Below are 26,174 nucleotides of genomic sequence, written 5' to 3'. Positions count from 1 at the left end.
TTTAGACCTGATCAGCAGAAGTAGAGGTATGGGAGGACACCAGGCCGTCAACGACGACCACGGGAGCCGGTGCTGCCGGTTGGTTGCGCAGCACTTTTTCGATAAAGAAGCGCGGGCGGGCACGCACGTCGCTGTACATGCGGCCCAGGTATTCACCCAGCAGGCCCATGCCGATGAACTGGCCGCCGGTAAAGACGAACAGCACGGCGAACAGCACGAACAAGCCGTCGCCGGCCCAGTCGGCACCGAAAGCCAGGCGCATGACGATCAACGCGAAGGCAAACAGCATGCCCAGCGCCGCCAGGCTGAAGCCGACGATGGACAGCAGGCGCAGCGGGGTGGTGGTCATGCACGTCAGCAGGTCGAACATCAGGCTGATAAGGCGCATGGCGCTGTATTTGGATTCGCCGTGCTCACGCTCGGCGTGGTGCACCAGGATCTCGGTGGTGTGACGGGCAAAGCCGTTGGCCAGGATCGGGATAAAGGTGCTGCGTTCGCGGCAGGCGAGCATCGCGTCGACGATGGTGCGGCGGTAGGCGCGCAGCATGCAGCCGTAGTCGGTCATGGCCACGCCGGTGGAGCGCTGCACGGCCAGGTTGATCAGGCGCGACGGCCAGCGGCGAAAGGCCGAGTCCTGGCGATTGTTGCGCACGGTGGCGACCACGTCATAGCCCAGGGCGGCTTGTTCGACCAGGCGCGGGATCTCTTCGGGCGGGTTTTGCAGGTCCGCGTCGAGGGTGATCACCACTTCGCCTCGGCATTGCTCGAAACCGGCCATGATCGCTGCATGCTGGCCGTAGTTACGGTTGAGGATCACCGCCACCACGTTGCTGCCGTCTTCAGCGGCGGCGTCCTCCAGCAGTTGGGCTGAATTGTCGCGGCTACCGTCATCGACCAGGATGATTTCGTATTCGTAGGCCAGTTGCTTGCAGGCTGCGGTGGTACGGCGCAGCAATTCAGGCAGGCTCTCTTGTTCGTTGTAGACCGGGATTACGATCGACACGCAATGAATAGGGTAGGGTTTCAAAGATTCATGACCTCGGGGTTAGAGCAACTTGGAGCGTGAAAACAGCAGCAATCATTGGGCGAAAGTCCAGACCGCAGATTAAGAAAACGGCGCCAAAGGTGAAGCGTAATCAAGAGGTTAGACGATATAGCGCGGTTTGCTATGAAGTACTGCGCTAAAGATTAAGCGTAAAAATGTGGAACAGATATGAAAGGCAGATGAAAAACTCGTTTATTTGACAGGTAGACAGCTAGGGTTCAGCTAAACAACTAGGGGCCTGTAGGCTTTAGTTGGCTGGCGAAATGGGAACTGTTTGTAGGACGTTTGGTTTGATGTGGACGCGCACGCTCGGCCAGGAAATTTAAGTGAAGAATCTTCTCTGCAATGCGTCCCAAGTGCCGGTAAAGTAAGCCGTCTCTTGCCAGGGTGATCGGATGAATAGCGTGCAGCTTTTACGCGGCCAGTTGCGGCCTGCTTTGATAGGATCGTTGATCGGGTTGTTGATGAGCGTGGCGTGGGTCACGACAGTCCAGGCCGATGACGGGGTGGCGCTCACCAGCATTGACCAGGTGCCGGACGGTGTTGAAGTACGCGGCAAGCAGATCGCCGCCTATACCTGGGACGATAAACAAGGCAAGAACCTGCTGGTGCTCGCCGAGCAAATCAGCGAGCGCGACGACGACGGCACCCAGTCGGCGTTCGTGTATGCGGCCCAGTACCTGATCGACGGCAACCGCCCCAAGCGCGTGTGGATGCTCTACGACGATGTGCAGCATTGCGAATTCGACGCCTCGCTGCGCTTTGACAGGGCCGCGACCAAGGTCACCGACCTCACCGGCGATGGCATCACCCAGGCCACGGTGGGCTATTCGCGCACCTGCACCAGCGATGTCAGCCCCAATGAGTTCAAGCTGATCATGCATGTCGGCAAGTCGCAGAAATACCGTCTGCGCGGTGTCGACCGGGTCGGCGCGGCCTGGTGGGACGAAGAGGCCGGCGCCTTGCGTGGCATGCCGCTGCCCAAGGATTGCAGCGTCGCCGGGCAGCAGGCGCTGGTCAGCCAGTACAAGGAACAAGGCACCGAGTTGCCGTTGCCAGGGTGTTATGGCGACGAGAAAGACTTCGCCAAGGCGCCTGAGGCGTACCTGACGTTCATGCGCCAGCACTGGTTCGCGCTGATGCAGAAGCAGGACAGCGAATGGAGCCAGACCCAGGTCCAGCCCCAGGAGCCTACTGAGGAAGACGACACGGCCCCATGATTTTGTGCGAAGGCTGTCACTGGGTTAGACTCGGCCTTCGCCAATTCACTAAATAGCTCGATTAAACAAAGGCTTGTTCGAGTTATTTAATCCAAAGGCTGATCTACCTTGACTGAGTCTATCCGCAACCCGCTGACCCTTTACCTCACCCGCCTGGCACCCTCAAGCCAACTGACCATGCGCTACGTGCTGCAAGATGCGGCCGACCGCCTGGGCTTCGAAGACATCAACCTCGAAGACATCGACTGGCACCTGCTGCAACCCGAACACGTGATCGCCCTGGTCGCCGCCTTGCGCGAAGACGGCTATGCGCCCAATACCTCGTCGTTGTACGTGAATGCCGTGCGCGGGGTGATGAACGAAGCCTGGCGCCTGAACCTGATCAGCCAGGAACACCTGTTACGCATGCGCACCGTCAAGGCCACGCCGGGCTCGCGCCTGGGCCAGGGCCGCAACCTGCGGCGCAGCCTGATCCGCGAAATGATGGAAGTCTGCGCCGCCGACCCACGCCCCCAGGGCCTGCGGGATGCAGCGGTGATCGGCATTCTGTACGGCTCGGGCATGCGCAAGTCGGAGTCGGTCAACCTTGACCTGGCGCAGATCAATTTCGAAGAACGCAGCCTGCGGGTAATCGGCAAGGGTAACAAAGAGCTGATCAAATACGCACCGGACTGGGCATTCGCCAAGCTGCAGGCGTGGCTTACCTTTCGGCGTGAGCAACTCAAGGACGGTGAGCAGGATGACAACTTCCTGTTCAACCGCATCCGCCGGGGCAGCCACATCACCCGTGAACGCATCACCAAACATGCGATTTACTACATTGCCCGCCAACGCGGCGAGCAAGTAGGCGTGAAAATCATGCCCCATGACTTCCGCCGCTCGTTCATCACGCGGGTTATCGAGGAGCATGACCTGTCGATTGCGCAGAAACTGGCGCACCACACCAACATCCAGACCACCGCCAGCTACGACGTGCGCGACGACAATGAGCGGCGGAGGGCGGTGGATCGGTTCGACCTATAGGATTTCAGCTCCCACACGTACCTGCTCTTGCTTCAACCACTCAGGTCGGCTACTAGGCCGCCGTGCTCTTGCTTTTGATCTTGATCTTGATCTCAGGCGCCCCGTCAAACACGCTGGCCGAACGCAGGCTTGAATCCGTGGGTAACCCGGCAGGACGCCGGGTTAGCCGCCCCGCGCCATGGATGGCGCGTGGCGGCGGCCCACGGATTCAAGCCGGAGTGAGGGCACACCGAGCCTAGGCGAGGTGCCGAGTGTTGGGGCAAGAGCGCTTTGGTTACTTTCGCGCTTTTCGAAAGTGACCCGCCGTAAGGGCGGAACCCTAAGTGGCCGCTACCTAAATAACGGATATGTATTCCGTCTAATCCAACATCCCGGTCAGCTGTGAGGCCGCCTTCGCAGACAAGCCAGCCCCACAGTGAGGCATTAGAGGATCGGCTTACCGCCAGTCACCGCATAACGCGAACCCGAAATGTAGCTGGCCTCATCCGACGCCAACAGCACATAAATCGGCGCGACTTCCACCGGTTGGCCCGGACGCCCCAGCGGGGTTTCGCTGCCAAAGCTCTTCACGTCCTCATCCGGCATCGTCGCCACAATCAGCGGCGTCCAGATCGGCCCCGGTGCCACACTGTTGACCCGAATACCTTTACTACCGAGCAACTGCGCCAAGCCACCGGTGAAGTTGGCAATCGCGCCTTTGGTGGCAGCATAGGCCAGCAGCGTCGGCTTGGGCATGTCGGAGTTGACCGAGCTAGTGTTGATGATCGAACTGCCAGCCTTCATATGTGGCAACGCTGCCTTGCAGAGGCGAAACATCGCCGTGATGTTGATATCGAAGGTTTTCACCCATTCCTCGTCCTCGATTTCCTCGAGGGTTTCGTGGCTCATCTGGAACGCGGCGTTGTTCACCAGCACGTCGATGCGGCCGAACTGCTCGACTGTTTTGTCCACCAACGACTGACACACGCTTTTCTGCGCAATATCACCGGGTAGCAACAGGCATTGGCGACCGGCTTCTTCGACCCAGCGTGCGGTTTCCTGGGCATCCTCATGTTCATCCAGATAAGCGATGGCCACGTCGGCGCCTTCACGGGCAAAGGCGATGGCCACGGCGCGCCCGATGCCGCTGTCGGCCCCGGTGATCAGGGCGATCTTATTGGCGAGTCGGCCGGAGCCCCTGTAGCTTTTCTCGCCGCAATCGGGATACGGGTCCATTTTCTTCTGCGCACCCGGAACAGCTTGAGCTTGAGGGGCGAAGGGTGGGCGAGGGTAATCAGTCATATCAATCTCCATAGTTTGCAAAGGGGCTATGGGATTAGTAGTTACCCGCCGGTCGATAGTTGTAACGGATGCCGCCGAAGCCCGACGAGTGGTTAGCTTTAAGCTTTTGCAAAAACGGTATTTCCACTGCCCAACGATGGTCACCCGCGCGGGATTTATCCGTGGGCGTACCTGGCGCAATTGGGCAGCGATCAGGAGGAGGGCGGGGCACTCGCCAAGTGAGCCGGTAGACGACGCAGCGTCCACAGTGTAGTGAGCATCGCCGCGATGCCACACAGTGCGATGCCGATCAACATCGGCGCGGGTGTGTGATCGGCGAACACGCCGACCAGGGTCATGGACACTGCGGCGGTAATCATCTGGATCGCCCCCAGCAAGGCCGAGGCAGAACCGGCCACTGCGCCGTGATCCTCCAACGACAACACCCCGGCCGCCGGCAGCAGTAAACCGAGAAAACCGAAGCCGATAAACAGCATCGTCATCATCAAGGCCAAGCTATCGACCCATAGCGTGGTGGTCGCGAGCACGGCCATCACCGCCGCCACCGCTACCACCGACCCACGAATCAGCGGCGCCAGGCCAAAGCGCGCGCTGAGGCGGGCAGTGAGTTGGCTCATGGCGAAGAACGAGGCGGCATTCAGGGCAAACCCCAGGCTGAATTGAGTGGGTGTCAGGCCGTAATGCTCGATGTACACGAACGGCGCGCTGCCGATAAACACGAAGAAGGTCGCCAGGCCAAAACCGCACACCACCGACAAGCCAATGAATACCGGATCACGCAGCAACGCGCCATAGCTGCTGAAGGCGTTGCCCAAGGTCTTGCCCAGCCGACGTTCGGCCGGGTGGGTTTCGGGCAATTGCACGATGGTCATCACCAGGCACGCCACCGCGACGACCGCCAGCACGGCAAATACTTCACGCCAGCTCCACAGCGCGATCACCAGGCTGCCGGCGAGCGGCGCAAGGATCGGCGAGACACTCATCACCAGCATCAACAAGGCCATCAATTTTGCCGCTTCATGCCCGGTGTACAGGTCCCGCACGATAGCCCGGGGAATCACCATGCCTGCGCACGCACCGAACGCTTGCAGCGCACGAAAGGCGATCAGTGATTCGATGGTCGGCGCCAAGGCACATCCGACGCTGGCTACGGCAAAAATCACCAGGCCGGCATAGATCGGCGGTTTACGCCCGAATACATCACTGATCGGCCCGTAGAACAGCTGGCACACACCGATGATGACAAAGAACACGGTGAGGCTCATTTGTACCAATGCCGGCGAGGCCTGCAGGCTCGCGCCCAGCGTCGGCAGGGCCGGCAGGTAGATGTCGATGGCAAAGGGGCCGACGGCGGTGATCAAGCCCAGCAGCAGGGCGAGGTGGGCGATACTTCGAGACATGGGCAGTTCCGGGTGGAGCAAGGGTCGGTCAGCTTAAGGGATCCGCGCAGATCCGCAAACTTAGGCTTCAATAAGCTGCACGCGTGGCCGATAACATGACCAGCGGGGCTTCTACGGTTGGCATCCCAACCGGCTGACCAGGCATGGGGATATATGCATGACGATCAAACTACGCTTGATGCTGTTGATTACGACCGGGTTGCTCACGGCCTTGATCATGAGCTTGACCGGTTACCTGGGGAATAACCGGATGGGCGACGCCGTGCAGGACAGCGAGGTCAGCATGACCGTGCTGCGCAACCATATGGAAGCCGACATGATGCACGATGCGCTGCGCGCCGACGTGCTGTCGGCGATGCTGGTCGGCCTGGGTAAAAGCACCAGCACCAAGGCCGAAGTCAACAGCTCGCTCAAGGAACACGCCGAGCATTTTCGCCAGGTGTTGGCGGACAACCTCAAGCTGCCGCTGGACGATACGCTTAAGGCCAACCTGGAAAAAATCAAACCCAGCTTGGAAAGCTACATCGCCGCGGGTGAGCGTATCGTCACCCTCGCGCTGGACAATCCCGAGGCCGCGCGTGCTGAACTGGATACGTTCAATACCGCGTTCACCCGCCTGGAAGATCAAATGGCGACGCTGAGCGAGCTGATCGAAAACAACACCCAGCAAACCAGTGTGGGCACCCGGCAGACCATCAGCAACGCCAATCTCACCCTGGGTGCGGTGTTGATCGCCAGTCTTTTGCTGCTGTTGGCCCAAGGCCGCTGGGTCATGCTCAGCATCATGGGGCCGCTGCAAATGGCCAGCCGCATTGCCGACAGCATCGCCCATGGCAACTTGAGTGAGCCGATTGTCGAGCCCCGCCGCAAGGACGAAGCCAGCGCATTGATTCGCAGCCTCGCCACGATGCAGCGGGATCTGCGCGGCATGATCGAAGTGGTGCGCAGCAACGCGCAAGGGGTCAATGGCATGAGCGAGCAACTCAGCCACGGCTGCCATGAAGTGGCCGGCAGCAGCCAGCAGCAAAGCTCAGCAGCCACGACCATGGCCGCCGCTGCGAGTGAAATGACGGCGAGTATCGAGGAAATCACCCGGCATGCCGGACGCGCACTCGAGATGGCGAACCAGGCCGAAACCTTGGCCAAGGACGGCGGGCGGGTGATTCATCAGGTGGTCAGTGACATGGACGGCATTGCGCGCTCCGCTCAGCAATCCGCCCAGGTGATCCGCACGCTGGACAAGGAGTCCGAGGCGATCTTCAGCATTATCCAGGTGATCAAAGGGATCGCCGACCAAACCAACCTGTTGGCCTTGAATGCCGCGATCGAAGCTGCACGCGCCGGTGAGCAGGGCCGCGGGTTCGCCGTGGTCGCTGATGAAGTACGCAGCCTCGCCGGGCGTACCAGCGCCTCGACCCAGGAAATTGCCAGCATGGTCGGCCGCATCCAGCAAAGCACGCGGGAAGCCGTCACCAGCATGGAGGAGGGCGTTGCTCAAGTGGATAAGGGTATGGCGGTGACCGCCGAGGTGGAGCGGGCGATCCGCGAGATCCTCCAGGCCACCTTGAATACCACGGAAATGGTCAACGATATCTCCCGCACTATCGGTGAGCAGAGCCTGGCCAGCAATGAAATTGCCCATCAGGTGGAGATGATTGCGGGCATGTCGCAGAACAATAGCCGGGTGATCGCCACGACGGCGTCGACCACGGACGAGTTGTCCAACCTGGCAGGCAAGCTGTCGCAGTCTGTTGATCGATTCAGGTTATAACTTATTGATTTAACTCAACTAAATAGTCATTTAGTTGAGTTAGCTGTCGGGGCAGGGGGCTCACGGTTGGGCGAGGGCAGACGTACGTCGTTCGGCGATGCGCTCAACTGTTTGCATATGTTCCGTACCCCATTGGCACAGCGCGCCCAGCGCCGTGGCCAGGGACTGCCCGAAGGGCGTCAGGGAATATTCGACTTTAGGCGGTATTTCCTGGAAATCCACACGGGCAATGATCTCATCGCGCTCCAACTCCTTGAGTTGCTGGATCAGTACCTTATCGGTCACGCCGCCAATCGCGCGTCTTAATTCGCCATATCGATGAACGTTCTGGGCCAGATTGAACAGAACCAGTGGCTTCCATTTACCACCAATCATCGCCAGGGCGGCTTCGAGACCACAGTTGAATGAGTTATTGGCCATCAGGATACAGGCTCCAGAGGGGTACTTACTAAAAGGTGCATACTATTCAAAAGAATAGCGTAGATCTACAGTTGGGCCTCAACATTCTTTGGAGTTCATCATGAACAGGCTCAACGGCAAAATTGCAGTGGTTACCGGCGGCAACAGCGGCATCGGCCTGGCAACCGCCATTCGCTTTGCGGCTGAAGGCGCACAGGTGGTGATCGTCGGTCGCCGGCAGGAAGAACTGGACAAGGCGCTACACCTGATCGGCGCTGACGCCATCGCCATACAAGGTGACATTTCAAGACTGGACGACCTCGAGCGCATTTTCACTCAAGTCAAAGCCGATAAAGGCCGAGTTGACGTACTGTTCGCCAACGCGGGCCTGGGAGATTTCCAGCCGATCGGATCGATCACTGAGGAGTCGTTTGACCGTACATTCGGCATCAACGTCAAAGGCACGCTGTTTACCGTGCAGGCGGCGTTGCCACTCATGCACGCCGGCAGCTCAGTGATCCTGACCGGTTCGACCACAGGCACCATGGGCACACCGGCGTTCAGCGTATACAGCGCCACCAAGGCGGCGCTGCGTAATTTCGCCAGGAGCTGGGCACTGGATCTGAAAGGCACGGGGATTCGCGTCAACGTACTTTCACCCGGGCCGATCTCGACACCGGGTCTTGACCTGGCGCTTTCAGGCACGGGACAAAAGGAAGCAATCATCGACGACATGACTGCGCAGCTTCCATTAGGTCGTATCGGCAAGCCTGAAGAAGTTGCAGCAGCAGCGTTGTTCCTGGCATCGGATGAGAGCAGCTTCATGACAGGCAGTGAAATGTTTGTTGATGGGGGCTTTGCTCAGGTTTGAGTCAGATAGGGGTTTTGTCTGTTGAAATCTGACGGGCACTGCCCCTGATTACATAGTATCGTATTGCGCATAATGTATATTATGTTAAATCATGTACAATGCTACGCCGTTGCCCATACTCGTTCCGTTCATCTACGTTCAACTTTCGTATCAATGCAGGCCTACCAGGCGTCTGTCCTGTCCAGCACCCTGCCCCCATCGTCCTGATAAGCGCCGAGCCGCGCGGCATCAAATTTTGAATTGCCCCAGTAAGCTTCGCAGGCGATTACCGATCATATCCATCTCGTCGATTGTCTTGACTCCGAGCTGAGTCTGGGTGGCAACGGCGTCAATTGCGCGCGCGATCTGATGTACCCCGCGATTGATCTCTTCCGCCACCGAGGTCTGTTCCTCGGCAGCACTGGCGATCTGTGCGTTCATTGCATTGATAGTCGCGATCAGCTCGACAGTGTTGCCCAGGAATTCGCCCGCCTGGTCGGCCTGAGCATTAGCGCCTTGAGCGGCTTCGGTGGATTGGTGCATTGCATTGACCACCCCCCCGGTAGCGCTCTTGAGGCGCTCAACCATCGCCTGGATTTCCTCCGTACTCCGCTGGGTACGGCTAGCCAACGCTCGCACTTCATCAGCAACCACGGCAAAACCGCGCCCGGCAGCGCCTGCACGGGCGGCTTCAATTGCCGCATTGAGAGCGAGAAGATTGGTCTGTTCAGCAATTGAGCGAATGACATCGAGCACGGAGACGATAGACGTTACATCGCTTTGAAGATGCTTCATGGAGATACCGCTCTCATCAAGCTCAACGGTCAGCGCCTGAATTCGAGTAATGCTGCCATCGACAATTTGCCTGGCGTGTCGGGACTGCTTGTCGGTCTCAGCGGCTGCCTCTGCAGCATTTTGTGCGCTGACTGACACCTCCTGCGCCGCCGCCGACATCTGGTTGATCGCCGCCGCCACCAGGTCTGTTTCCTGACGCTGCTTGTCCATGGCGCGATCAATTTGTCGGCTCTGATCGGCCACACGACTGACGGACCCATTCAACTGCTCGCTCATGGCAACAGTCTGGCTGACAAGGCTGTGAATCTTTTCGATAAACGCATTGAACGAACCGGCCAGTTGTCCCAGCTCGTCTCGACTGACCAGCGGCAGCCGCCGCGTCAGATCACCCTCGCCCGCAGCGATTTCGTCAAGATGAGCTCGAATCAAGGTCAAGGGACGTAAACTGCGTTTGACGAGCACAAGAGACAGTGCCCCGATAATGCCAATTAATGCGGTAGCGATGAGGGCAATGCTGAACATCAAGTTGCGAACCCGCCGATCTACATCTGACCGCACCTTGGCGACCTGAAGTTCAATGCTGTCCAGATTGATCGCAGTGATCACTACCATGTCCCACTTGGGCAAAAAGAAACTGTAAGCCAGCTTCGGCACGACCTTATCGGTGTTGACCACCCCGCCTGAGTAAGTAACGAAGTGAGTTTCATTTTTTGCCGCTTCGACCATTTCGCGGTTCAAGTACTTCCCGTTGACGTCTTTGCGGTCATTCATATTGATGCCGACGCCTTCACTGCTTTCACCGCGAAACAGGCGTACAACCTGGCTGTCATAACCAATAAAATAACCGTCATCACCATACTTCACCTTGGATAAACGGCTAATCGCCAAGACTCGGCTGGAGCTATCTCCAGGTGCCGCTCGATCATAAAGTTCAGCGATGGAAGTGCGCGCGATGCTTGCGTAATCCTTGAGCCGGGTGCGGCTCTCCTCAAGCAATCGTTCGCGAGTTTGCGCGATCTCCTGCTCGGCCTGTGACTGTAAGGTGCCACGGGCGCTCAAACCTAAAACCAGAGCAAATAACATCACCGGCAATAAGGTCAGCAACAGTATTTTGGTTTTGAACGACATCATTGAATTCCTTGACCCATTTCCTTAAATCCGTCGCTGAAAAGGCGGCCCGCGAACATCGCGGAGCCGCGATCGGGGATCACCAGAGTGCGATGTCGTAGGTGAAGTACAACCGGTTACTATCCCGGCCACGGGAATAATCAGAGCGGTAAACGTAGTTACGCAGTCGTACCCCCAAACCTTTGAAGGTCCCTTGTTGCACGACGTAAGCGAGTTCGGCGTCACGTTCCCACTCCTTCACCGAGGTGTTGGACTTACCGTCGTTTCCGCTCAGGTAGCGGGTGGAAAATGTCAGACCGGGTACACCCGCGGCGGCGAAGTTGTAACCGTAGTTAAGCATCCAGGTCTTCTCATCTTCCTCGATAAACTTACCTATCCCGGCGTTGCTGAATGAGTACACAGTCGCGCCACTAATGAAGGGCAAACCGGCATCACCGCTCAGGGTCTGGTATCCGCCACCGAAGGTGTGGCCGGAGATGGCGTAGGAAAGTTGCCCGCTCAGCATGTTGTTATCGATCTTGCCGGTGTAGGCAGAGCCAGTGTCCACACTGTTGAAGTAGCGTAAATCACTGGTCAGCACACCGCCGCCCAAGGGTAGGTCGTGCTGGATACCTGCAAAATTCTGACGGTAAAAGTTTTCCAACTCCCCGTAGAAGTAACTCAACCGAATGGTTTTCCCGAGCTTATATTCGGCACCGGCATAGCTGAAATCTCCGGATTTATCACCACTGTAGCCGTCAGGAACAATCGGCACACTGTCGCTGGAATCACGCAGTTTGAATCGATCCAGATAGCCCCCGGTGAGGGTGAGGTTCTGGATGTCGAGGCTACTAATTTGAGTGCCTTGGTAGGTTTGCGGCAATAAACGCGCATCGTTGTAGATCAGCACCGGAGTCTTGGGGAGCAAGGTGCCGTATTTGACCGTTGTCTTGGCCAGTTGGGCTTTGGCGGTCATCCCCATACTTGCGAATTCGTTGGCCGCACGACCGTCATCATGGACGGGCAATAAGCCGGTACCGCTGCGCCCACGGCCGGAGTCGAGCTTGACCCCGAGCAGGCCAAGCGCATCAACACCAAACCCTATCGTGCCGGGGGTAAATCCTGACTGATAATCCAGCAGGAATCCCTGAGCCCACTCAGTTCGTTCGCTCTTGGCCGTCCTGGCCGCTTTGGCACTCAAGCCATGCTCGTCGCGGAAGTTTTCATTGAAATAGACATTGCGTAATTGCAGCTTGAGCTTGCTGTCATCGATAAATCCTTCTGCACTGGCACTTGCCAGCGGCAACAAACCAAGCAGTGAAAACAGCGCCTGTCGGGTATGCAAAGTGGTCATTGTCAAACTTCTCATTGTTGTTATTTAGAGTGCAGGACGTCGCGCGCCTCGCTGATGAGGCACGTCGGGAAAAAACAAACGGTGGAGTTGAATCAGGTGAAGAGACTAATCGCACCGGTCAACAGGGCTATAGCCGTGATCACCAGCGAAGTGAGAACTGCCCATTTGACGGTGGCTTTCTGGAAGTCGCCGATATCGCGATCAACCATCCCCACCAGCAACAGGGTCGAAGCCACGAGAGGGCTCATCAGATGCACCGGCTGTCCGAGTATCGAGGCCCGAGCGATTTCAACCGGGTCGATGCCATAGGCAGCGGCCGCATTGGCCAGGATAGGTACAACCCCGAAGTAGTAAGCATCGTTGGAAAGAACAAAGGTCAGCGGCATGCTGGTGATCGCCACTACTAGTGGGAACAGGTGACCCCAGGATGGCGGAATCCAGTCCACCAGCGTTTGCGCGAGGGAGTCGACCATCTTGGTGCCCGAGAAGATCCCGGCAAAGATCCCGGCGGCAAACACCAGCAATACCACCGTCATTGCGTTTCCGGAATGGGCGAGAATGCGCTCTTTCTGAATATCCAGTTGCGGATAGTTGATCATCAGTGCCAGGACAAAACCGATCAGGAACAGGATCGCCGAGTGCATGATCCCCATTACCAAGGCGACCATGACAGCGATCACCAGCACCAGATTCACGTAGGCAAGTTTAGGCCGCTTGTGTGGGGTATCGCCCAGAATCGCGTCGATGTAGCAATCACCGCCACCGCTCTGAAGCTGCACATTACCGATGCGCTTACGCTCGGCACGGCCGAGGAGGAAAGCGGTGAACACCACCCATATCGCGCCGCCGATCATGGTCGGCAGCAAGGGCACGAAGTATTCGCCGGCATCCAGGCCCAGTGCCGCGATCGCCCTTGTAGCGGGCCCACCCCATGGGGTCATGCCGCTCATGATACTCAATGACAGCATGGCGATGGTCGCCAGAATCATCGGATTCATACCGACACGCTTGTACAACGGCAGCATTGCCGCGCAGGTGATCATGTAGGTGGTTGTGCCGTCGCCGTCGAGCGCGACCACCAGTGACAGCAGCGCGGTGCCGATAGCAATTTTCATCGGATCGCCGTTTACGCGCTTAAGAATCTTGCGAATCAACGGGTCGAACAACCCGGCATCAATCATCAGGCCGAAGAAGAGGATGGCGAACAGCAGGAGCGCAGCCGAAGGTGCAACCATCTTCAGGCCGTCGAGCATCATCTTGCCCGTAGTGCCACCAAAACCGCCAATCACCGCAAACACAATCGGCACCACAGTCAGGGCGACAATTGGCGATAGGCGTTTCGACATTATCAGGTAGGTGAAAACCACCACCATGGCCAAACCAAGAAATGCGAGCATAGTTCAGTTCTCTTGTTCTTATCAGTAGCGTGGCCGATGCGCAGGCGCACGACCCCGTGCCCGCCAGATGGCACGATCAAAGGTGCCTGGCGGGGGTGTTTATTGAGTTATTCAGCTGCGGCCGGTTAGGCCTGTTCCGTGACCTTCAGGCCATCCCAGTCCGCGTTCTGGACTTGGGTTGGAGGCGCGGCGGGCGAAGGTTTGCCGTCCAACGTCCGCATCAGTGTTTCGCGATCGCAGGCATTCTCCGAAATGGACATCACCACGGTAGCCACGGCGTTGCTGGCAAGACTGGTCAAAGCCCGCGCTTCCGACATGAAGCGGTCGATACCGATCAGCAGGGCAAGGCCGGCTAAGGGAATGTCATGGATAACGGTCAGTGTCGATGCCAGCGCGACAAAACCGGCACCGGTGACGCCTGCCGCGCCCTTCGAGGACAACAGCATGATCGCCAGCATGGTCACGGTCTGGGATAGGCTCAGCTCGATGTTGCAGGCTTGAGCAATGAACACCGCTGCCAGCGAGAGGTAGATCGCCGTACCGTCGAGGTTGAACGAGTAACCCGTTGGCAGTACCAGCCCTACCACGCCTTTTTTGCAACCAAGCGCTTGCAGCTTTTCCAGCATCCGAGGCATCACCGGCTCGGTGGAGGAAGTCCCCAGCACCACCAGAAATTCTTCGCGGAAGTATCGCAACAACTTCCACAAACTGAAGCCATTCGCCCGGCAAATGCTCCCCAACACCGCAAAGACGAAGAAGGCACAGGCGATGTACAAGGTCATGATCAGCTTGGCCAACGAGCCCAACGAAGTAATACCGTACTGGCCCACGGTGAATGCCAAAGCGCCAAAGGCACCGATCGGAGCGAAGCGCATCAAGTAGGAAAAGATCTTGAACACCATCTGCGAGGCAGATTCCAGTACATCCAGTACCGGCTTACCACGCTCGCCTATGGCCGAAAGCGCAAAACCGCACAGCACCGCGATGAACAACACCGGCAGCACTTCGCCTTTATTGAAAGCACCGATGAACGTGTCGGGAATGATGTGCATGAAAAACTCGACCACTCCCAGCTTCGCGGCTGAATCGGTGTACTGCGACAAGCCCTTGGTGCTCAACTGGGTGGGGTCAATGTTCATGCCCACACCGGGCTTAAACACGTAGACCGACACTAGGCCGATGATCAAACTGATCACGGTCAACGCCAGGAACAGCAACATGGTCTTGCTCAACAGACGCCCTAGGGAGCGTTTGTCGCTCATGCCGGCGATGCCGGTGACGATGGTGCAGAACACCACCGGAGCGATCATCATCTTGATCAGCTTGATGAAGGCATCACCCAGAGGCTTAAAGGCAATGGCCTGTTGCGACCAAAAATGCCCAACCAGCACGCCCAACAGCACGGCGAAGAGAATCTGGAAGTAGAGCGATTTTACAACTTTCATGGCATCACCCATTTTTAGAATTGTTCTGATGCAAATACGGCAATGACTAGAGGAAATTATCCGGCGAGTCGTTGGGAAGCTGCGGCGTAGACAAAACCGGAGAAAAGCCTGCGCGATGTACGCACCACCGAGGCACGAATTGTCTCACCCCGAGTACCGGTGTAGGACAATACGACATCTATTCCACCACTTGGATGTTCAATGCGTACTTGTTTCAAGCGCGGCTCGCTCACCCCGCCAAGCAATTGCGCGACCACACTGCCTTCAGTCACACAAGCCGTGGCCAAGCCAATAGAACCCGTAATAGCCAACGCACGGTGACAGTTGTGTGGCATGAAGTAGCGCACCTGGATTGTGCCGCCAGATTTGGCCGGAGACACCAGTACGGGCTTGGGAATCACTTTATCACTGACATCACCTAGGCCCATTGCCAAGCCAGCTTGCAATCGCAAGGATTCCAGGCGACGCAGGAACTCTTTGTCAGCATCCAGTTCAGCAGGACTTTCATCACCGCGTTTACCTAGCTTGCCGGCCTCGACAATCACCATTGGCATTGCCATATCGATGCAGGTCACGGCAATACCATCGATCAGATCCTGCGTTCGACCCGTCGGGAAAAGTTTACCGGTCTTGCTGCCCGCAGCATCCAGAAAGGTCAGTTGCACAGGAGCCGCGGTACCCGGTACTCCATCGATAGCGGTGTCGCCTTCATAGCTGACACTGCCACCGGGGGTCTGAACCTCAGCATTTACAAAAGTCCCGGTGTTGAGGTTGCGAATACGCACGCGGGTCAGGTCTTTGGAGGCCTTGACCAAGCCCTCCTCGATGGCGAACGGGCCTACGGCGCAAAGCATGTTGCCGCAATTAGGCGCTGTGTCGACTCGACGCTGGGAGACCATGACTTGAACGAACAGATAGTCGACATCCGCGTCAGGATGCAGCGACGGGCTGACGATCGCTACCTTGCTGGTTTGCGGGTTACCGCCACCGATACCGTCAATTTCCAGCTCATGGCCAGAACCCATAAGGTTGAGCAGCAGCTCATCACGTTCTTCGATTGCAACAGGTAGATCCCAGGCGAGAAATACCGGGCCCTTGGAAGTACCACCACGCATTAGTACACAGGGAATTCGCTGCATGAATACTGACTCTTGTTGATCAATAGGAGTAATTGATGTCCTGTAAGCAAGAGTCGCAGGCTTTAAAAAATGTTTCCAATGCAAATATCAGCCTGATTATTGCGTTTAGCGAATGATAAATTTAGGATGATCTGGCTGAATTTCTCTCATCTGCTGAGATAAAAAATGAATTATGAGCTCAATGACATTCGATCTTTCGTGAAGATCGCAGAACTTGGAAGCTTCCACGAAGCGGCTGATGCATTGCACCTCTCCCAACCAGCGCTCAGTCGGAGAATGAAAAAGCTTGAAGAGGGATTGGGGACCGCCCTCCTCGATCGCACGACAAGGAGGGTAAGTCTTACTAGCGTTGGGAGAGACTTCCTGCCCAAGGCACGACGCTTACTGGATGACTTCGACGACTCAGTACTTAACATCCGAGAACTGGCGGAGCGGCAGAGCGGCCGTGTAACCCTCGCCTGTATTCCTACCGCCGCCTTCTACTTCCTTCCTTCGGTAATTCGGCTCTACAACGAGCGCTATCCACAAATACGCATTCGCTTGCTTGATCTCAGTGCGAACGAAGGGCTGGAGGCTGTTCTACGCGGCGAAGCGGACTTTGGCATCAACATGATGAGCGGCCAGCACCCAGACATAGAGTTCGTGCCATTGGTTAACGAGCCTTTTGTTTTAGCGTGTCGACGCGATCATGAGTTGGCGGAGCGTAGCTCGGTAACCTGGTCTGAACTCAGCAATTACCGCCTTATCGGGGTCGGTCGCCTAAGCGGTAACCGCATGTTGCTCGACCACGCGTTGTCGGGCTTGAGCTGGCGTCCGCAATGGTTCTATGAGGTACAACACCTTTCTACTTCACTGGGCTTAGTAGAGGCTGGGTTAGGGGTATCGGCGATGCCCAGTTTGGCGATGCCTGCGGTGGATCATCCCACGTTGGTGAGTGTCCCTTTAATAGAGCCCATAGTTAACCGATCGTTGGGGCTGGTTTACCGGCGAGGCGCCTCACTTTCTCCGGCAGCGGAAAAATTCGTGTCAATACTGCTGGAACAGTGGGAGAAATGACCCAACTCTTCTTTAGCAGGATCCGCGGATCAGCCTTGGTCAAGTCCATCGTGGTTTTAACATCCGGCGCGTCCAAGTACCTGGCGACGCTGGTCTGCACCGCCGCATCAGCACAAACCCCGCACAGACAACGGGTTGTGAGGAATCAGACCAGATACTTGGTGGCATCACTTTAAGCCGCTGGTGTCGCTCCGTCAGCGGTCCATTTCAGGGTTTGCTGACGGACCAAAACTCATGCGTGAGTGAGGTACCAGCGCCAGTCCTGCTCTCCGACTTCAGCATTGAATTTACGGAACTCGCGCCACTTGATCGCCAGAAAAACCTTTAGGAACTCAGCTCCCAGCGCCTCATGTGCCCACGTTGAACGTTGCAGTGCCTGCAATGCTGTAAGCCAGTCGGTGGGTAGAAAATCGGTCGCCTGTTCATAGCCATTGCCTTCAATCGCCGCGCCGGGATTGCTTTGATGCGTGATGCCGTAGTGAATGCCTGCGAGTACTGCGGCGGCGGCGAGATAGGGGTTGGCATCGGCACCGCAAATGCGGTGTTCGATATGCCGACTGATTGCTGGGCCGCCGGGCACACGGAACGACACAGTCCGATTGTTGACGCCCCAACTTTTGGCCAGCGGCGCGTAACTGCCGGTCTGGAACCGGCGATATGAGTTCGCATGGGGGCAAAATATCGCCAGCGAGTCAAACAGGGTTGCCATCATCCCTCCAATGGAATGACGCAACAGTGGCGTGCCCTGCGGGTCTTCGCTCGCATACAGGTTGTGACCCTGCTCGTCGGCCAGGCTGACGTGCAAATGCATACCGCTACCCGCCTGGTCGCTGAATGGCTTGGCCATGAAACACGCTTGCAGCCCATGTTTGTTGGCTACCCCTTTGACCAGGCGTTTGTAACGTACGCCTTCATCAATGGCCTGGAGTGCGTCGAAACGATGCTCCAGCGTCAACTCGAGCTGGCCTGGAGCATACTCAGAGATCGCTGTACGCACGGGTAATCCCTGTAGCGCGCAAGCCGCGTAGAGGTCATCAAGAAACGGTTGAAGCTGCTCCAGTTCGTATACGCCATAAACCTGCGGAGCAACTGGACGTACGCCATTGGTCTGCAACGCTGGCTGCGGCCGACCGTTGACGTCGCGTTGCCGATCCAGCAGATAAAATTCCAACTCAACGGCCATGACCGGATGGAAACCATCGGCTTTAAGCCGCTCGATGGTGTGCACCAGTACATGGCGCGGGTCGGCCGGCGCGGCGGGGATACCGTGGGTCGGGTGCATGCTGACCTGCACTTGGCCTGTGGGATTGGTGCGCCAGGGTTGCAGGGTCAGGCTTCCCGATAAGGGATAGGTCCAGCAATCAGCGTCAGCGACATCCCAGACCAACCCTGTGTCTTCTACGTCCTCACCCTGCACGGTCAAGGCAAGAATGGAACTTGGCAGTGGCCTACCATTTTCGTAGATCGCCAGCAGCTCGTCGCGATGCAACAGTTTGCCCCGTGGAACACCATTCGCGTCGATAAGGAACAACTCGATACTCAGCACTTCAGGGTGCGCGGCCAGATAATCCTTGGCCTCTTTTTTGTCAGCAAATTGCATGTCAAACCTCTTAGCGCTCATTCAAGCGACTTGGCAGTATTTGATAAAAATGGGGGCGTCAACCGTCCAGTTATTAAGAGATGACCCGAGCTCCAGGTATGGCAAGCAGCTGAGTCAGCGCGTTATCCAACTCACCGATCAGCCTGTCGATATCCGCCTGACTGGTCTGTGGACAGCACAGGGTCATGTTGTGAAAGGGCGTGATCAGGATTCCGCGGTTGATGAGGTACAGGTGCAGAGCCATTTGAAGGCTGTCATGAAAAGCCGCCTCGGCCTGCGCGCCTGTTCTTGGCGAGGTAGCACAGAATTGAAACTCACAACGCGCGCCCAACTCTGTTACAGACCAGTTCAATTGGTGCCGCTTGAACAACGCTCGAAATCCCTGCGCCAGTCTTGAGGCCAGAGGCAGCATGTGCTGGTAGGCAGAGTCTGTCATAACCTCTTCAAGACTGACGCGCATGCAACGCATCGCCAGTGCATTGGCGGACAGTGTCGTTCCCATACCGCTATGGCCATGCCCGCCGCTCTCTTCGCTGAGGGTCTTCTGCACGTCGCGCATGGCCAAGGCGACTTGCTCGGTCACACCAAACACCGCGCAAGGCACGCCACCGGCGATAGGTTTACCTACCACGAAAAAGTCGGGTTTCAAATCCCACTGGCGAGTGCATCCACCGATGCCGGTAGAAATAGTGTGGGTCTCATCAATGACCAACAGGCTGCCATATTTAAGGGTCAATTCTCGGCACTTTTGCATGAAACCCGGATCGGGCAGGACCATGCCTATGTTCGTCATCGCGGGCTCGCAAATCAGCGCGCACACATCGCCTTGCGCTAACGCAGCCTCCAGCGCGTCGACATCGTTGAAGGGGATGGATCGACTGTATTGGGTCAAGTCGTAGGCTTGGCCCACAAGACCTGCACGGTGCACTGTTTTACCTTCGCGGTACCGCACCATCACGTCATCCACAGTGCCGTGATAACAGCCGTCGAACACCAGCAATACATTGCGTTTGGTGATAGCGCGCGCCCAGCGCAACACATACCGATTGGCGTCAGTTGCATTGGCGGTCACCTGCCAATAAGGCAGCTCGAATCGCTGAGCCAGCAACTCTCCACAGACCACTGCGTCTTCGCCAGGAAGCATCGTGGTCAAACCGTTATTCGCCTGCTCTGCGATGGCGCGGGCAATAGAATCAGGTGAATGGCCAAACATCGTGCCGGTGTCGCCAAGGCAAAAGTCAATATATTCATGACCGTCAACATCGGTGAAGCGTGCCCCTTTGGCACGCTGGACGAAAAGCGGCGACGGCATCGACCAATCGCTCATCCAGTGCATGGGAACACCGTTGAACAGATTCGCCTTGGCGCGCTTGGCCAGGGCCAGTGAGGTGGGGTTGTTTTCTATAAATCGGGCACGCTCGGAGGCGGTAAAAGCAGCAATCGCTGATTCACTAATTCCACTTTTCGACATAATCAAAACCCTGTGTTAATTATCAAATTAATTAAAAGTCCGTTTCTTAATGACAGCCGAATACGGCTCAAAGAAATCTCCTATTCTTTGATATGTCGTGCTTTTATAAAACGCGGTTATAGCCCCCACCCACAGGATCAATCGTTGATCACTCTGGAGAGTATTCAAACTTAATAGCGGCTGGATTACTTAAAAGGCTCTTTTTTACTTCCGGTCAAAAGAAAATAAATCATCTGCGTCCTGGCATCAGCCGTGAGGTGCTTTGTTCTCGATCAGACAGTTCCCGCCATCCACCACGAGGACTTCACCTGTGATGTAACTGGCGTCGGGCGATGCCAGAAATGCAACCGCTGCTGCCACTTCGCGAGGGGTGCCTGCCCGCCCGATCGGGGTAAAGCGCCCCGCCTCTGCTTCAACGGGCGTGGTTGACCCAGTGGAGATCCATCCAGGAGCCACGCTGTTTACGGTAATGCCCTGCTTGGCGACTTCAAGTGAAAGTCCCATGTTCATGCCAACCATCGCGGCCTTGGCGGCGCCATAAGCGGCTTCGCCCGGATTGCCCCCCCTAGTGCCCGTGGTGGAACTAACATTGACAATGCGCCCGTAACTTCGCGTCCTCATACCGGGCAAAACGGCCCGAGTCAGGAGAAAAGCGGTCGTTAAGTTTCTGGCCAGTGAAAGATTCCAGTCATGCAGTTCCATCGTTGCCAACTCCGAGAAAATCTCAGGGCTTCCTTGCATGGCCATGCCGGCATTATTCACCAGAATATCGACCCGTCCCCAGACTGATTCTGCCCATAGGCTGAATTCACGTACCTGACTTTCATCAGTGAGGTCAGTTGGCCGTCCTTCAACTTCAAACCCTTCAAGGCGTAGCTCTTCAATACGATCGGCGATGCGGTTACTGCTGGCAGTGATAATCAATTTCGCCCCGGATGTACCTAGCCTGCGAGCAATAGCCATACCAATCCCAGATTCGCTCCCGGCACCACTGACAAGTGCCACATGCCCTCTCAATTCCGCACCCAACATGGTGTGCCCCACGTATTTAATTTGAAAGAGAGTAGAAATTAGGCCAATAAACCTGATAAACAAAGACGATCATCATCAGAAAATTTGACAATCACCATGGCGTTTACCAGTGAGTCACTTAAAGTTTTCCTCTCGGTCGTCGACAGCGGGTCCTTTTCGGCCGCCGCTCGAAAATTAGGCCGGGTACCCTCGGCAATCAACATGGCCGTGTCGCAGCTTGAAGCAGAGCTGGATTTATTGCTTTTTGACCGATCAACCCGCAAAGCTATTCCTACGGCAGCCGCCAAAGCACTGGAACCCCAGGCACGACAAGTCGCCAGCCAGTTAAACCTGCTGGACGCCCATGCGCTCCAGCTTCATCAGGGGTTGGAGGGACGCTTGGTCCTTGCAATGGCGCCGGAGTTGCAGACAGGCATATGGAATCGTCCGCTGTCCATTATCGCCAGGGAGTTTCCCACGCTTGAAATCGAGATTCGCTCCGCGTCCCATCCGGAGGCGATGCGCATGCTCCATGAGGGGCGTGTGCAATTGGCACTTGGATTTGAACGACCAGGGCTTGACGAGCGGGAGACGTTTCTTGAAGCGGGGAGCCAATTGTTAGTAGCAGTTGCCTCTCCAGATCATCCTGCGGCCGCCGGCAAGAAAAGCCCCTTAGGTGAAGAGCAACTGGTCAATGTTCGACAGATCATCGTTGCTACTGGCGGACCTACAGACTCTGACCCGCGTGTTGTACTGTCACGGCGGATTTGGCACAGCGACAATTATCTGGCAACTCTCGATCTGGTGCAGCAAGGATTGGGCTGGGCTTATCTTCCACAACCGCTGGTACAACCTCTAATCACTTCGGGCGCATTGACGGAGGTTGTGTTTGACAACATGCCGAGTCAGATGCGGTTATGGGTCGATATCATCTGGGTAAAGAACCGACCGCTGGGGCTGGGAGCGCGTCGTTACTTGAGTCTGATGCGCGAAATGGCCGAGGGCGAGCCTCGTCGTGTTTGAGAAGTAATAAATGGTGGGCCACAACACCTTCAGGAAGCGCTTTGATTGTCACTAAACTGCCTGCGTCAGACTGCTTAGAAAGTCTGCGACCAAGCGATTGAATACTTCGCCTTGATCATCATGAACATAGTGACTGGCATCTGCCACTTCCACGGCTTGGACCTTCGGGTTGCTGGCGCACATGGCCTGCAGCATGGCAGGTGGTAGAAAGTCCGAGCGGCCGCCGCGAATGAACAGGCTTGGGCAGTCCAGGGAGCGCACCGCAGGCCACAAATCGGTAGGTTCGATACTCAGCCGTGCCTCGGCAATCCCCTGTTGATCATGACGCCAGCCAATCACGCCGTCGCGCTCTTGCATCGAATGCGCCAGCCTGGATGCCAGGCCCTGCTCCGATAAACCTGGGCGTGAGGCTTTCCAGAACGCGCGGGCTGCGTCCCAGCTTTCGAACTGCAACGGCGTCTGGCCCATCTCGCGACGAATACGCGCCGCGCCATCGCCTTGGGTTGAAGACCCGGGGCCGATATCCTCGATCAGCAAGCCCATCAAGCGTCCCGGGTGTTGCCGTGCATACTCGAGCGCGTTGGCGCCACCCAATGAGTGCCCGAGCAAGACAAAACGCTGCAGGCCGACATGGGCGGTCAAATCCTCAAGGTCCTCGACATACGATTGAGTGTGATAACTGGAAGGTTCAGCCCAGTCGCTCAACCCACGGCCGCGCTGGTCCAGGGCAAAGATACAGTAGCCCTCCCCCAGGGCCTGCACCAACGACTCCCAGGTCTGTGCATAGGCGCGCAAACCGTGCAGTAGCACCAACGGCACGCCGGTCGACGCGCCCCAGCGCAAATAGTGCAGGCGCAAGCCCGAACGATTGGTGAAGAAACAGCTGTCAGCAGGCATGGCCTTGCTCCTTTAGAAACGGTCGAAGCGGTAAGGGCTTGGGTCAATGATCGGCGTATGCCCACTGACCAGGTCCGCCGCGAGATGGCCCGCCGCCGGCGACGTACCGAACCCGTGCCCCGAGAAGCCGGTGGCCACGGTCAGCCCCGGGATCTGCGCAACCGGGCCGATGACCGGGTTGGAATCCGGTGTCACGTCGATAGTGCCCGCCCAGGCATGCGCGATCCGCGCCTGTTGGAACACCGGCCAGGCGGCAATCAGGTTGTTCATCGCGTCGTTGTTGAGCCGTAGGTTGGCCTCCGGGTCCTGCACCCTGACGCGCTCGAACGGGCTCACACTGTCTGCCCGCCAACGCCGCGCCAGCGCCAAGTCATTGATAAACGGCTTGCCCAGCGACACGTTCAGCACACTGCGTTGCGCACGGAACTGCGGCATATACTGCTTGGCGAGCAAGAGGTGATCGAGGGTCAGGAACGCATCCAGCTTGCCGCGCTGCGTGATGATGAAACCGCCGTCCTTGTGCTTGCGAAACGAAAAGTCCGGCGCGCCGACAGCAATCTCTGTCGGCCCGTCCATGGGGTGGGTACGCAGTACCGAGCAGGTCAACGGCAAGGTCGGCAACGAGACGCCGAGGTTGCCCAGAAAGCGCCGTGACCACATGCCCCCCGCGAGCAAGACGTGATCACAGCGAATTTCACCTTTTTCCGTGACCACGCCACTGACCGCACCTCCGGACATCTGCAGTGTACGCACCGCGCACTGCTCGATGATCACCACCGCCATGGCCATGGCGGCCTTGGCAATCTGATGGGTGTCTGACCATGTTCAAATTGCCGTTCATCCATCCTCTTTGTCAGTCCCCGCTGCCCGCTTTCTGATAGTGCGCCTCATCAACTTCACTCAGCGTTGCATAACCGTCGTAGTGGTAGAACCGATGCTTGTCGCGGGCATGGCGGTCACTCAGAAACTCCAGCGTGGCCAGGTCTATGCGCTTCGCGCTGAGGGGGCGTCGGTGGCAGAACAGTTTGCGCGTGCCCAGTTGTAAAAAGTCGGGATGCGGCACGCGCACTTCGTCTGGGGTGAACGTCACATCCAGCAACTTGCCCTCCGACAGTATCGCCGTAGGGCTGAAGGCATAAGTACCGATGACTTGCGTATCCGCAGGGCTCAGGTGTTTTTTGGCCTCGCCGTAGTAATAAACCGCGTGTTTATCCTTGGCCCAGCCATGACCGCATGACTCGAACGTCGCCGCATCGGCCTTACGAATGGGCTCGGGGGGATGATAGAAAACCCGCTGGCAGAACACTGTTTTACCATCAGTCAGGTATGGCGAACCCAATGCGCGAAAATGCTCAGCGGGCTCCATTGAGAAGCGTTCGGGCACTTGAGTGTCGGCGTTATGAAACGGGATCAGGTACAAGCCATTTGCATCGCCGCACAGGTGACGATCGAGCAACTTGAAACTCGCCGCGTCCAGCCCGCTGATTGGCCTCCCGTGAAAATACACGTGCCGGCCCAGCTCGAAATTGAGGCCGATGGCATGCAAGGGCGCGGTTTCTTCCTGGGACTGTGCTTTGTCTTGCAGGCGGTGCCACCAATAGTCTTGCAGGTGCGGATGCGCGATGAAGAACACAGCCCATGCTTGTCGCATGGCCGCATCGACGACGCCGCCGGAGCCCAGTGGGCCATGCTTGTCGCCTACCAATACAGGCGAGTAATCCTGCGGCCCTTTATAGAGCTGGGCCACCACGAAACTCTCTACGTCTACCTCCAGGCGTTTGTTGCGCAAATAAGCGTGCTGCTGATCGCGGTAGTAACCCAACCCCAAATGCCGAAAGCTCGGGCCGTGAGCGCCGCGCAGGCGGGTACCGGCGGCGTAGACGAATTGGTCGTCTACAGCGAAATACTCGTCTTCGTGTTCGATGGCGCTGACTACGCGGCCGCACTCATCAAACGTCGGTTGCCAGCACCTGAGCAGATTGAACTCACCCACATAACGCAGGTTTTTTCCGGTCAGGTAATAGGCGCGGTGGCGGTCTTTTGCATAACGCTCGTTGAGCACGGTGAAGGTTGCAAGGTCGGCATTGTCGATACGGTAGAAGTATTCGTAGGCAATGCTTGAGCCTTGCTGCGCTTGCACAATGATCGATTGGCCATCCGAGCCCCATCGACGCGCGAGCATTTGGAAGTTGCCTGGATTGGCAATTGGCAGCGGCGTGCCGTCCTTTTGGTGCAAGGGCTTGAAACCCCGATACACGTTGTTGTCGATCACTCGATAATCAGGATGATTGCAGTAACTCACTTGGGCAGTGGCGTTGGCGATGAATTGCCCCTGCAGAAAGACGGTCACCCCATCGCTGAAAAGCGCCGAGGCAGCGGGCACCGATGCGGGTGACGGCTCCAGTAGCGCAAGGTGCTTGTGTCGCGCATCAGCAATTGTCACGACCGTGTAATGGTCAAACCAATAGGCGCGGGTTTCATCCCGCCAGTATTGGTGGCCCAGGTTTTCCAGCCCGTGGTTGAAACGAAACGCCAGGCGATGAAGCGCATGGTAGCCATAGCGCGCCTGGTAGCCTGGAAGCAGATAGTAATCGCGCCGCGCATCGCGCAGGAGCGCAGGGTTTTTGCGATGCCGCCACACCGGCTGTTCGGCAAACAATGGGGACGGCGGGTAGTGCCCGGCAAGGGCGCGTTGCACCGTCTCGCCGGGCGGCAGGCCTTGAGGCGTGAGCATGATGTACACATCGGGTACCTGCCCATCACCCAGTAACGTGCCGTCCATAAACGCGAAGCCTTGATGCCATTCAAGGTTCAGCAGTTCCCAGTCGGCATTGTCTGTCGCGGTATTTTTCATTCAGCCACTCTAGCAAGGAGTTGGGGCAGTTTATTC

The 26,174-nt window shown here is 57.2% G+C and carries 20 protein-coding genes and 2 pseudogenes; 7 read left to right on the top strand and 15 right to left on the bottom strand.

Translation table 11 applies throughout. The annotated features are described in order from the left end of the window. Nucleotide 1: 1 nt before the first annotated feature. Nucleotides 2–1,027, bottom strand: a complete 1,026-nt coding sequence (gene arnC / locus BM403_RS20670; protein ID WP_093544486.1) for an undecaprenyl-phosphate 4-deoxy-4-formamido-L-arabinose transferase — start codon at nucleotides 1,025–1,027, stop codon at nucleotides 2–4. A gap of 413 nt (nucleotides 1,028–1,440) precedes the next feature. Here arnC and BM403_RS20665 point away from each other — a divergent pair, with 413 nt between their 5' ends. Continuing rightward, on the top strand, nucleotides 1,441–2,265 hold the full coding sequence (locus BM403_RS20665) for a M949_RS01915 family surface polysaccharide biosynthesis protein (protein ID WP_012724223.1): 825 nt from the start codon (nucleotides 1,441–1,443) through the stop codon (nucleotides 2,263–2,265). A 108-nt stretch (nucleotides 2,266–2,373) separates the two neighbouring features. After that, nucleotides 2,374–3,288: a site-specific integrase gene (xerC, locus tag BM403_RS20660; protein WP_012724224.1), complete on the top strand. Its 915-nt coding sequence runs from the start codon at nucleotides 2,374–2,376 to the stop codon at nucleotides 3,286–3,288. A 423-nt stretch (nucleotides 3,289–3,711) separates the two neighbouring features. Here xerC and BM403_RS20655 read toward each other — a convergent pair whose 3' ends face one another. Together BM403_RS20655 and BM403_RS20650 are read right to left on the bottom strand one after the other, a co-directional pair. Next, nucleotides 3,712–4,569: a glucose 1-dehydrogenase gene (locus tag BM403_RS20655; protein ID WP_046036383.1), complete on the bottom strand. Its 858-nt coding sequence runs from the start codon at nucleotides 4,567–4,569 to the stop codon at nucleotides 3,712–3,714. Between the two features lie 191 nt (nucleotides 4,570–4,760). After that, on the bottom strand, nucleotides 4,761–5,969 hold the full coding sequence (locus BM403_RS20650) for a multidrug effflux MFS transporter (protein ID WP_012724226.1): 1,209 nt from the start codon (nucleotides 5,967–5,969) through the stop codon (nucleotides 4,761–4,763). Nucleotides 5,970–6,126: 157 nt separating this feature from the next. On the opposite strand from BM403_RS20650, the pseudogene BM403_RS32595 reads away from it, so the two are divergent. Both BM403_RS32595 and BM403_RS32590 read left to right on the top strand, forming a co-directional pair. Then, nucleotides 6,127–6,882 (top strand): annotated as a pseudogene (locus BM403_RS32595) (MCP four helix bundle domain-containing protein); the annotation flags it as partial. After that, a complete protein-coding gene (locus BM403_RS32590; protein ID WP_371914029.1) occupies nucleotides 6,877–7,740 on the top strand; it encodes a methyl-accepting chemotaxis protein in 864 nt (287 codons plus the stop codon). The pseudogene BM403_RS32595 and the gene BM403_RS32590, both read left to right, overlap by 6 nt. Nucleotides 7,741–7,800: 60 nt before the next feature. Here BM403_RS32590 and BM403_RS20640 read toward each other — a convergent pair whose 3' ends face one another. Beyond that, the gene (locus BM403_RS20640) at nucleotides 7,801–8,160 is read right to left on the bottom strand and encodes a winged helix-turn-helix transcriptional regulator (RefSeq protein ID WP_012724228.1); all 360 of its coding nucleotides are present in this window, start codon (nucleotides 8,158–8,160) and stop codon (nucleotides 7,801–7,803) included. Between the two features lie 100 nt (nucleotides 8,161–8,260). Between BM403_RS20640 and BM403_RS20635 the strand changes: the two genes are divergently transcribed. Continuing rightward, nucleotides 8,261–9,010, top strand: a complete 750-nt coding sequence (locus tag BM403_RS20635; RefSeq protein WP_012724229.1) for an SDR family NAD(P)-dependent oxidoreductase — start codon at nucleotides 8,261–8,263, stop codon at nucleotides 9,008–9,010. A gap of 228 nt (nucleotides 9,011–9,238) precedes the next feature. Here BM403_RS20635 and BM403_RS20630 read toward each other — a convergent pair whose 3' ends face one another. The 5 genes from BM403_RS20630 to BM403_RS20610 all read right to left on the bottom strand — a co-directional run bounded on the left by BM403_RS20630 (nucleotide 9,239) and on the right by BM403_RS20610 (nucleotide 16,226). Then, complete coding sequence (locus tag BM403_RS20630) at nucleotides 9,239–10,912, bottom strand: methyl-accepting chemotaxis protein (RefSeq protein ID WP_093544483.1); 1,674 nt, start codon at nucleotides 10,910–10,912, stop codon at nucleotides 9,239–9,241. A gap of 79 nt (nucleotides 10,913–10,991) precedes the next feature. After that, nucleotides 10,992–12,245, bottom strand: a complete 1,254-nt coding sequence (locus BM403_RS20625; RefSeq protein ID WP_046036365.1) for an OprD family porin — start codon at nucleotides 12,243–12,245, stop codon at nucleotides 10,992–10,994. A gap of 92 nt (nucleotides 12,246–12,337) precedes the next feature. Further along, nucleotides 12,338–13,642, bottom strand: coding sequence for a CitMHS family transporter (locus tag BM403_RS20620; protein ID WP_012724239.1), 1,305 nt, complete (start codon nucleotides 13,640–13,642; stop codon nucleotides 12,338–12,340). A 125-nt stretch (nucleotides 13,643–13,767) separates the two neighbouring features. After that, entirely contained in the window at nucleotides 13,768–15,099 is a 1,332-nt protein-coding gene (locus BM403_RS20615; protein ID WP_093544480.1) for a dicarboxylate/amino acid:cation symporter, read from the bottom strand. A gap of 44 nt (nucleotides 15,100–15,143) precedes the next feature. Then, nucleotides 15,144–16,226 carry a 4-oxalomesaconate tautomerase gene (locus tag BM403_RS20610; RefSeq protein ID WP_012724241.1) on the bottom strand — a complete coding sequence of 361 codons (1,083 nt, stop codon included), beginning with the start codon at nucleotides 16,224–16,226 and terminating at the stop codon, nucleotides 15,144–15,146. 165 nt (nucleotides 16,227–16,391) lie between these two features. Here BM403_RS20610 and BM403_RS20605 point away from each other — a divergent pair, with 165 nt between their 5' ends. Further along, nucleotides 16,392–17,282: a LysR family transcriptional regulator gene (locus BM403_RS20605; RefSeq protein ID WP_012724242.1), complete on the top strand. Its 891-nt coding sequence runs from the start codon at nucleotides 16,392–16,394 to the stop codon at nucleotides 17,280–17,282. A gap of 232 nt (nucleotides 17,283–17,514) precedes the next feature. On the opposite strand, the gene BM403_RS20600 is transcribed toward BM403_RS20605, so the two are convergent. The 3 genes from BM403_RS20600 to BM403_RS20590 form a co-directional block, all read right to left on the bottom strand. Continuing rightward, nucleotides 17,515–18,882, bottom strand: coding sequence for a glutamine synthetase family protein (locus BM403_RS20600; RefSeq protein WP_012724243.1), 1,368 nt, complete (start codon nucleotides 18,880–18,882; stop codon nucleotides 17,515–17,517). Between the two features lie 73 nt (nucleotides 18,883–18,955). Beyond that, nucleotides 18,956–20,353, bottom strand: a complete 1,398-nt coding sequence (locus tag BM403_RS20595) for an aspartate aminotransferase family protein (RefSeq protein ID WP_012724244.1) — start codon at nucleotides 20,351–20,353, stop codon at nucleotides 18,956–18,958. Nucleotides 20,354–20,599: 246 nt separating this feature from the next. Continuing rightward, nucleotides 20,600–21,385 carry an SDR family NAD(P)-dependent oxidoreductase gene (locus BM403_RS20590; RefSeq protein WP_012724245.1) on the bottom strand — a complete coding sequence of 262 codons (786 nt, stop codon included), beginning with the start codon at nucleotides 21,383–21,385 and terminating at the stop codon, nucleotides 20,600–20,602. Between the two features lie 96 nt (nucleotides 21,386–21,481). Here BM403_RS20590 and BM403_RS20585 point away from each other — a divergent pair, with 96 nt between their 5' ends. Beyond that, nucleotides 21,482–22,387 carry a LysR family transcriptional regulator gene (locus BM403_RS20585; RefSeq protein ID WP_012724246.1) on the top strand — a complete coding sequence of 302 codons (906 nt, stop codon included), beginning with the start codon at nucleotides 21,482–21,484 and terminating at the stop codon, nucleotides 22,385–22,387. 51 nt (nucleotides 22,388–22,438) lie between these two features. Here BM403_RS20585 and BM403_RS20580 read toward each other — a convergent pair whose 3' ends face one another. From BM403_RS20580 to BM403_RS20570, 3 genes and pseudogenes are all read right to left on the bottom strand, one after another. Then, nucleotides 22,439–23,284, bottom strand: a complete 846-nt coding sequence (locus BM403_RS20580; RefSeq protein ID WP_093544477.1) for an alpha/beta fold hydrolase — start codon at nucleotides 23,282–23,284, stop codon at nucleotides 22,439–22,441. A gap of 12 nt (nucleotides 23,285–23,296) precedes the next feature. Further along, nucleotides 23,297–24,088 (bottom strand): annotated as a pseudogene (locus BM403_RS20575) (NAD(P)/FAD-dependent oxidoreductase); the annotation flags it as partial. Between the two features lie 49 nt (nucleotides 24,089–24,137). Then, nucleotides 24,138–26,138 carry a DKNYY domain-containing protein gene (locus BM403_RS20570; RefSeq protein WP_093544474.1) on the bottom strand — a complete coding sequence of 667 codons (2,001 nt, stop codon included), beginning with the start codon at nucleotides 26,136–26,138 and terminating at the stop codon, nucleotides 24,138–24,140. Between the last annotated feature and the right edge of the window lie 36 nt (nucleotides 26,139–26,174).

It is taken from the genome of Pseudomonas sp. OV546 (assembly GCF_900116845.1).
Taxonomy (GTDB): Bacteria; Pseudomonadota; Gammaproteobacteria; order Pseudomonadales; family Pseudomonadaceae; genus Aquipseudomonas; species Aquipseudomonas petroselini.
This window is presented reverse-complemented; position numbering and strand designations above follow the sequence as displayed.

Coding starts and splice junctions, on each gene's coding strand:
- BM403_RS20665 (WP_012724223.1), top strand. CDS start 1,441: ATGAATAGCGTGCAGCTTTTACGCGGCCAGTTGCGGCCTGCTTTGATA.
- BM403_RS20655 (WP_046036383.1), bottom strand. CDS start 4,569: ATGACTGATTACCCTCGCCCACCCTTCGCCCCTCAAGCTCAAGCTGTT.
- BM403_RS20650 (WP_012724226.1), bottom strand. CDS start 5,969: ATGTCTCGAAGTATCGCCCACCTCGCCCTGCTGCTGGGCTTGATCACC.
- BM403_RS32590 (WP_371914029.1), top strand. CDS start 6,877: ATGCAGCGGGATCTGCGCGGCATGATCGAAGTGGTGCGCAGCAACGCG.
- BM403_RS20640 (WP_012724228.1), bottom strand. CDS start 8,160: ATGGCCAATAACTCATTCAACTGTGGTCTCGAAGCCGCCCTGGCGATG.
- BM403_RS20635 (WP_012724229.1), top strand. CDS start 8,261: ATGAACAGGCTCAACGGCAAAATTGCAGTGGTTACCGGCGGCAACAGC.
- BM403_RS20630 (WP_093544483.1), bottom strand. CDS start 10,912: ATGTCGTTCAAAACCAAAATACTGTTGCTGACCTTATTGCCGGTGATG.
- BM403_RS20625 (WP_046036365.1), bottom strand. CDS start 12,245: ATGACCACTTTGCATACCCGACAGGCGCTGTTTTCACTGCTTGGTTTG.
- BM403_RS20620 (WP_012724239.1), bottom strand. CDS start 13,642: ATGCTCGCATTTCTTGGTTTGGCCATGGTGGTGGTTTTCACCTACCTG.
- BM403_RS20615 (WP_093544480.1), bottom strand. CDS start 15,099: ATGGGTGATGCCATGAAAGTTGTAAAATCGCTCTACTTCCAGATTCTC.
- BM403_RS20610 (WP_012724241.1), bottom strand. CDS start 16,226: ATGCAGCGAATTCCCTGTGTACTAATGCGTGGTGGTACTTCCAAGGGC.
- BM403_RS20605 (WP_012724242.1), top strand. CDS start 16,392: ATGAATTATGAGCTCAATGACATTCGATCTTTCGTGAAGATCGCAGAA.
- BM403_RS20600 (WP_012724243.1), bottom strand. CDS start 18,882: ATGCAATTTGCTGACAAAAAAGAGGCCAAGGATTATCTGGCCGCGCAC.
- BM403_RS20595 (WP_012724244.1), bottom strand. CDS start 20,353: ATGTCGAAAAGTGGAATTAGTGAATCAGCGATTGCTGCTTTTACCGCC.
- BM403_RS20590 (WP_012724245.1), bottom strand. CDS start 21,385: ATGTTGGGTGCGGAATTGAGAGGGCATGTGGCACTTGTCAGTGGTGCC.
- BM403_RS20585 (WP_012724246.1), top strand. CDS start 21,482: ATGGCGTTTACCAGTGAGTCACTTAAAGTTTTCCTCTCGGTCGTCGAC.
- BM403_RS20580 (WP_093544477.1), bottom strand. CDS start 23,284: ATGCCTGCTGACAGCTGTTTCTTCACCAATCGTTCGGGCTTGCGCCTG.
- BM403_RS20570 (WP_093544474.1), bottom strand. CDS start 26,138: ATGAAAAATACCGCGACAGACAATGCCGACTGGGAACTGCTGAACCTT.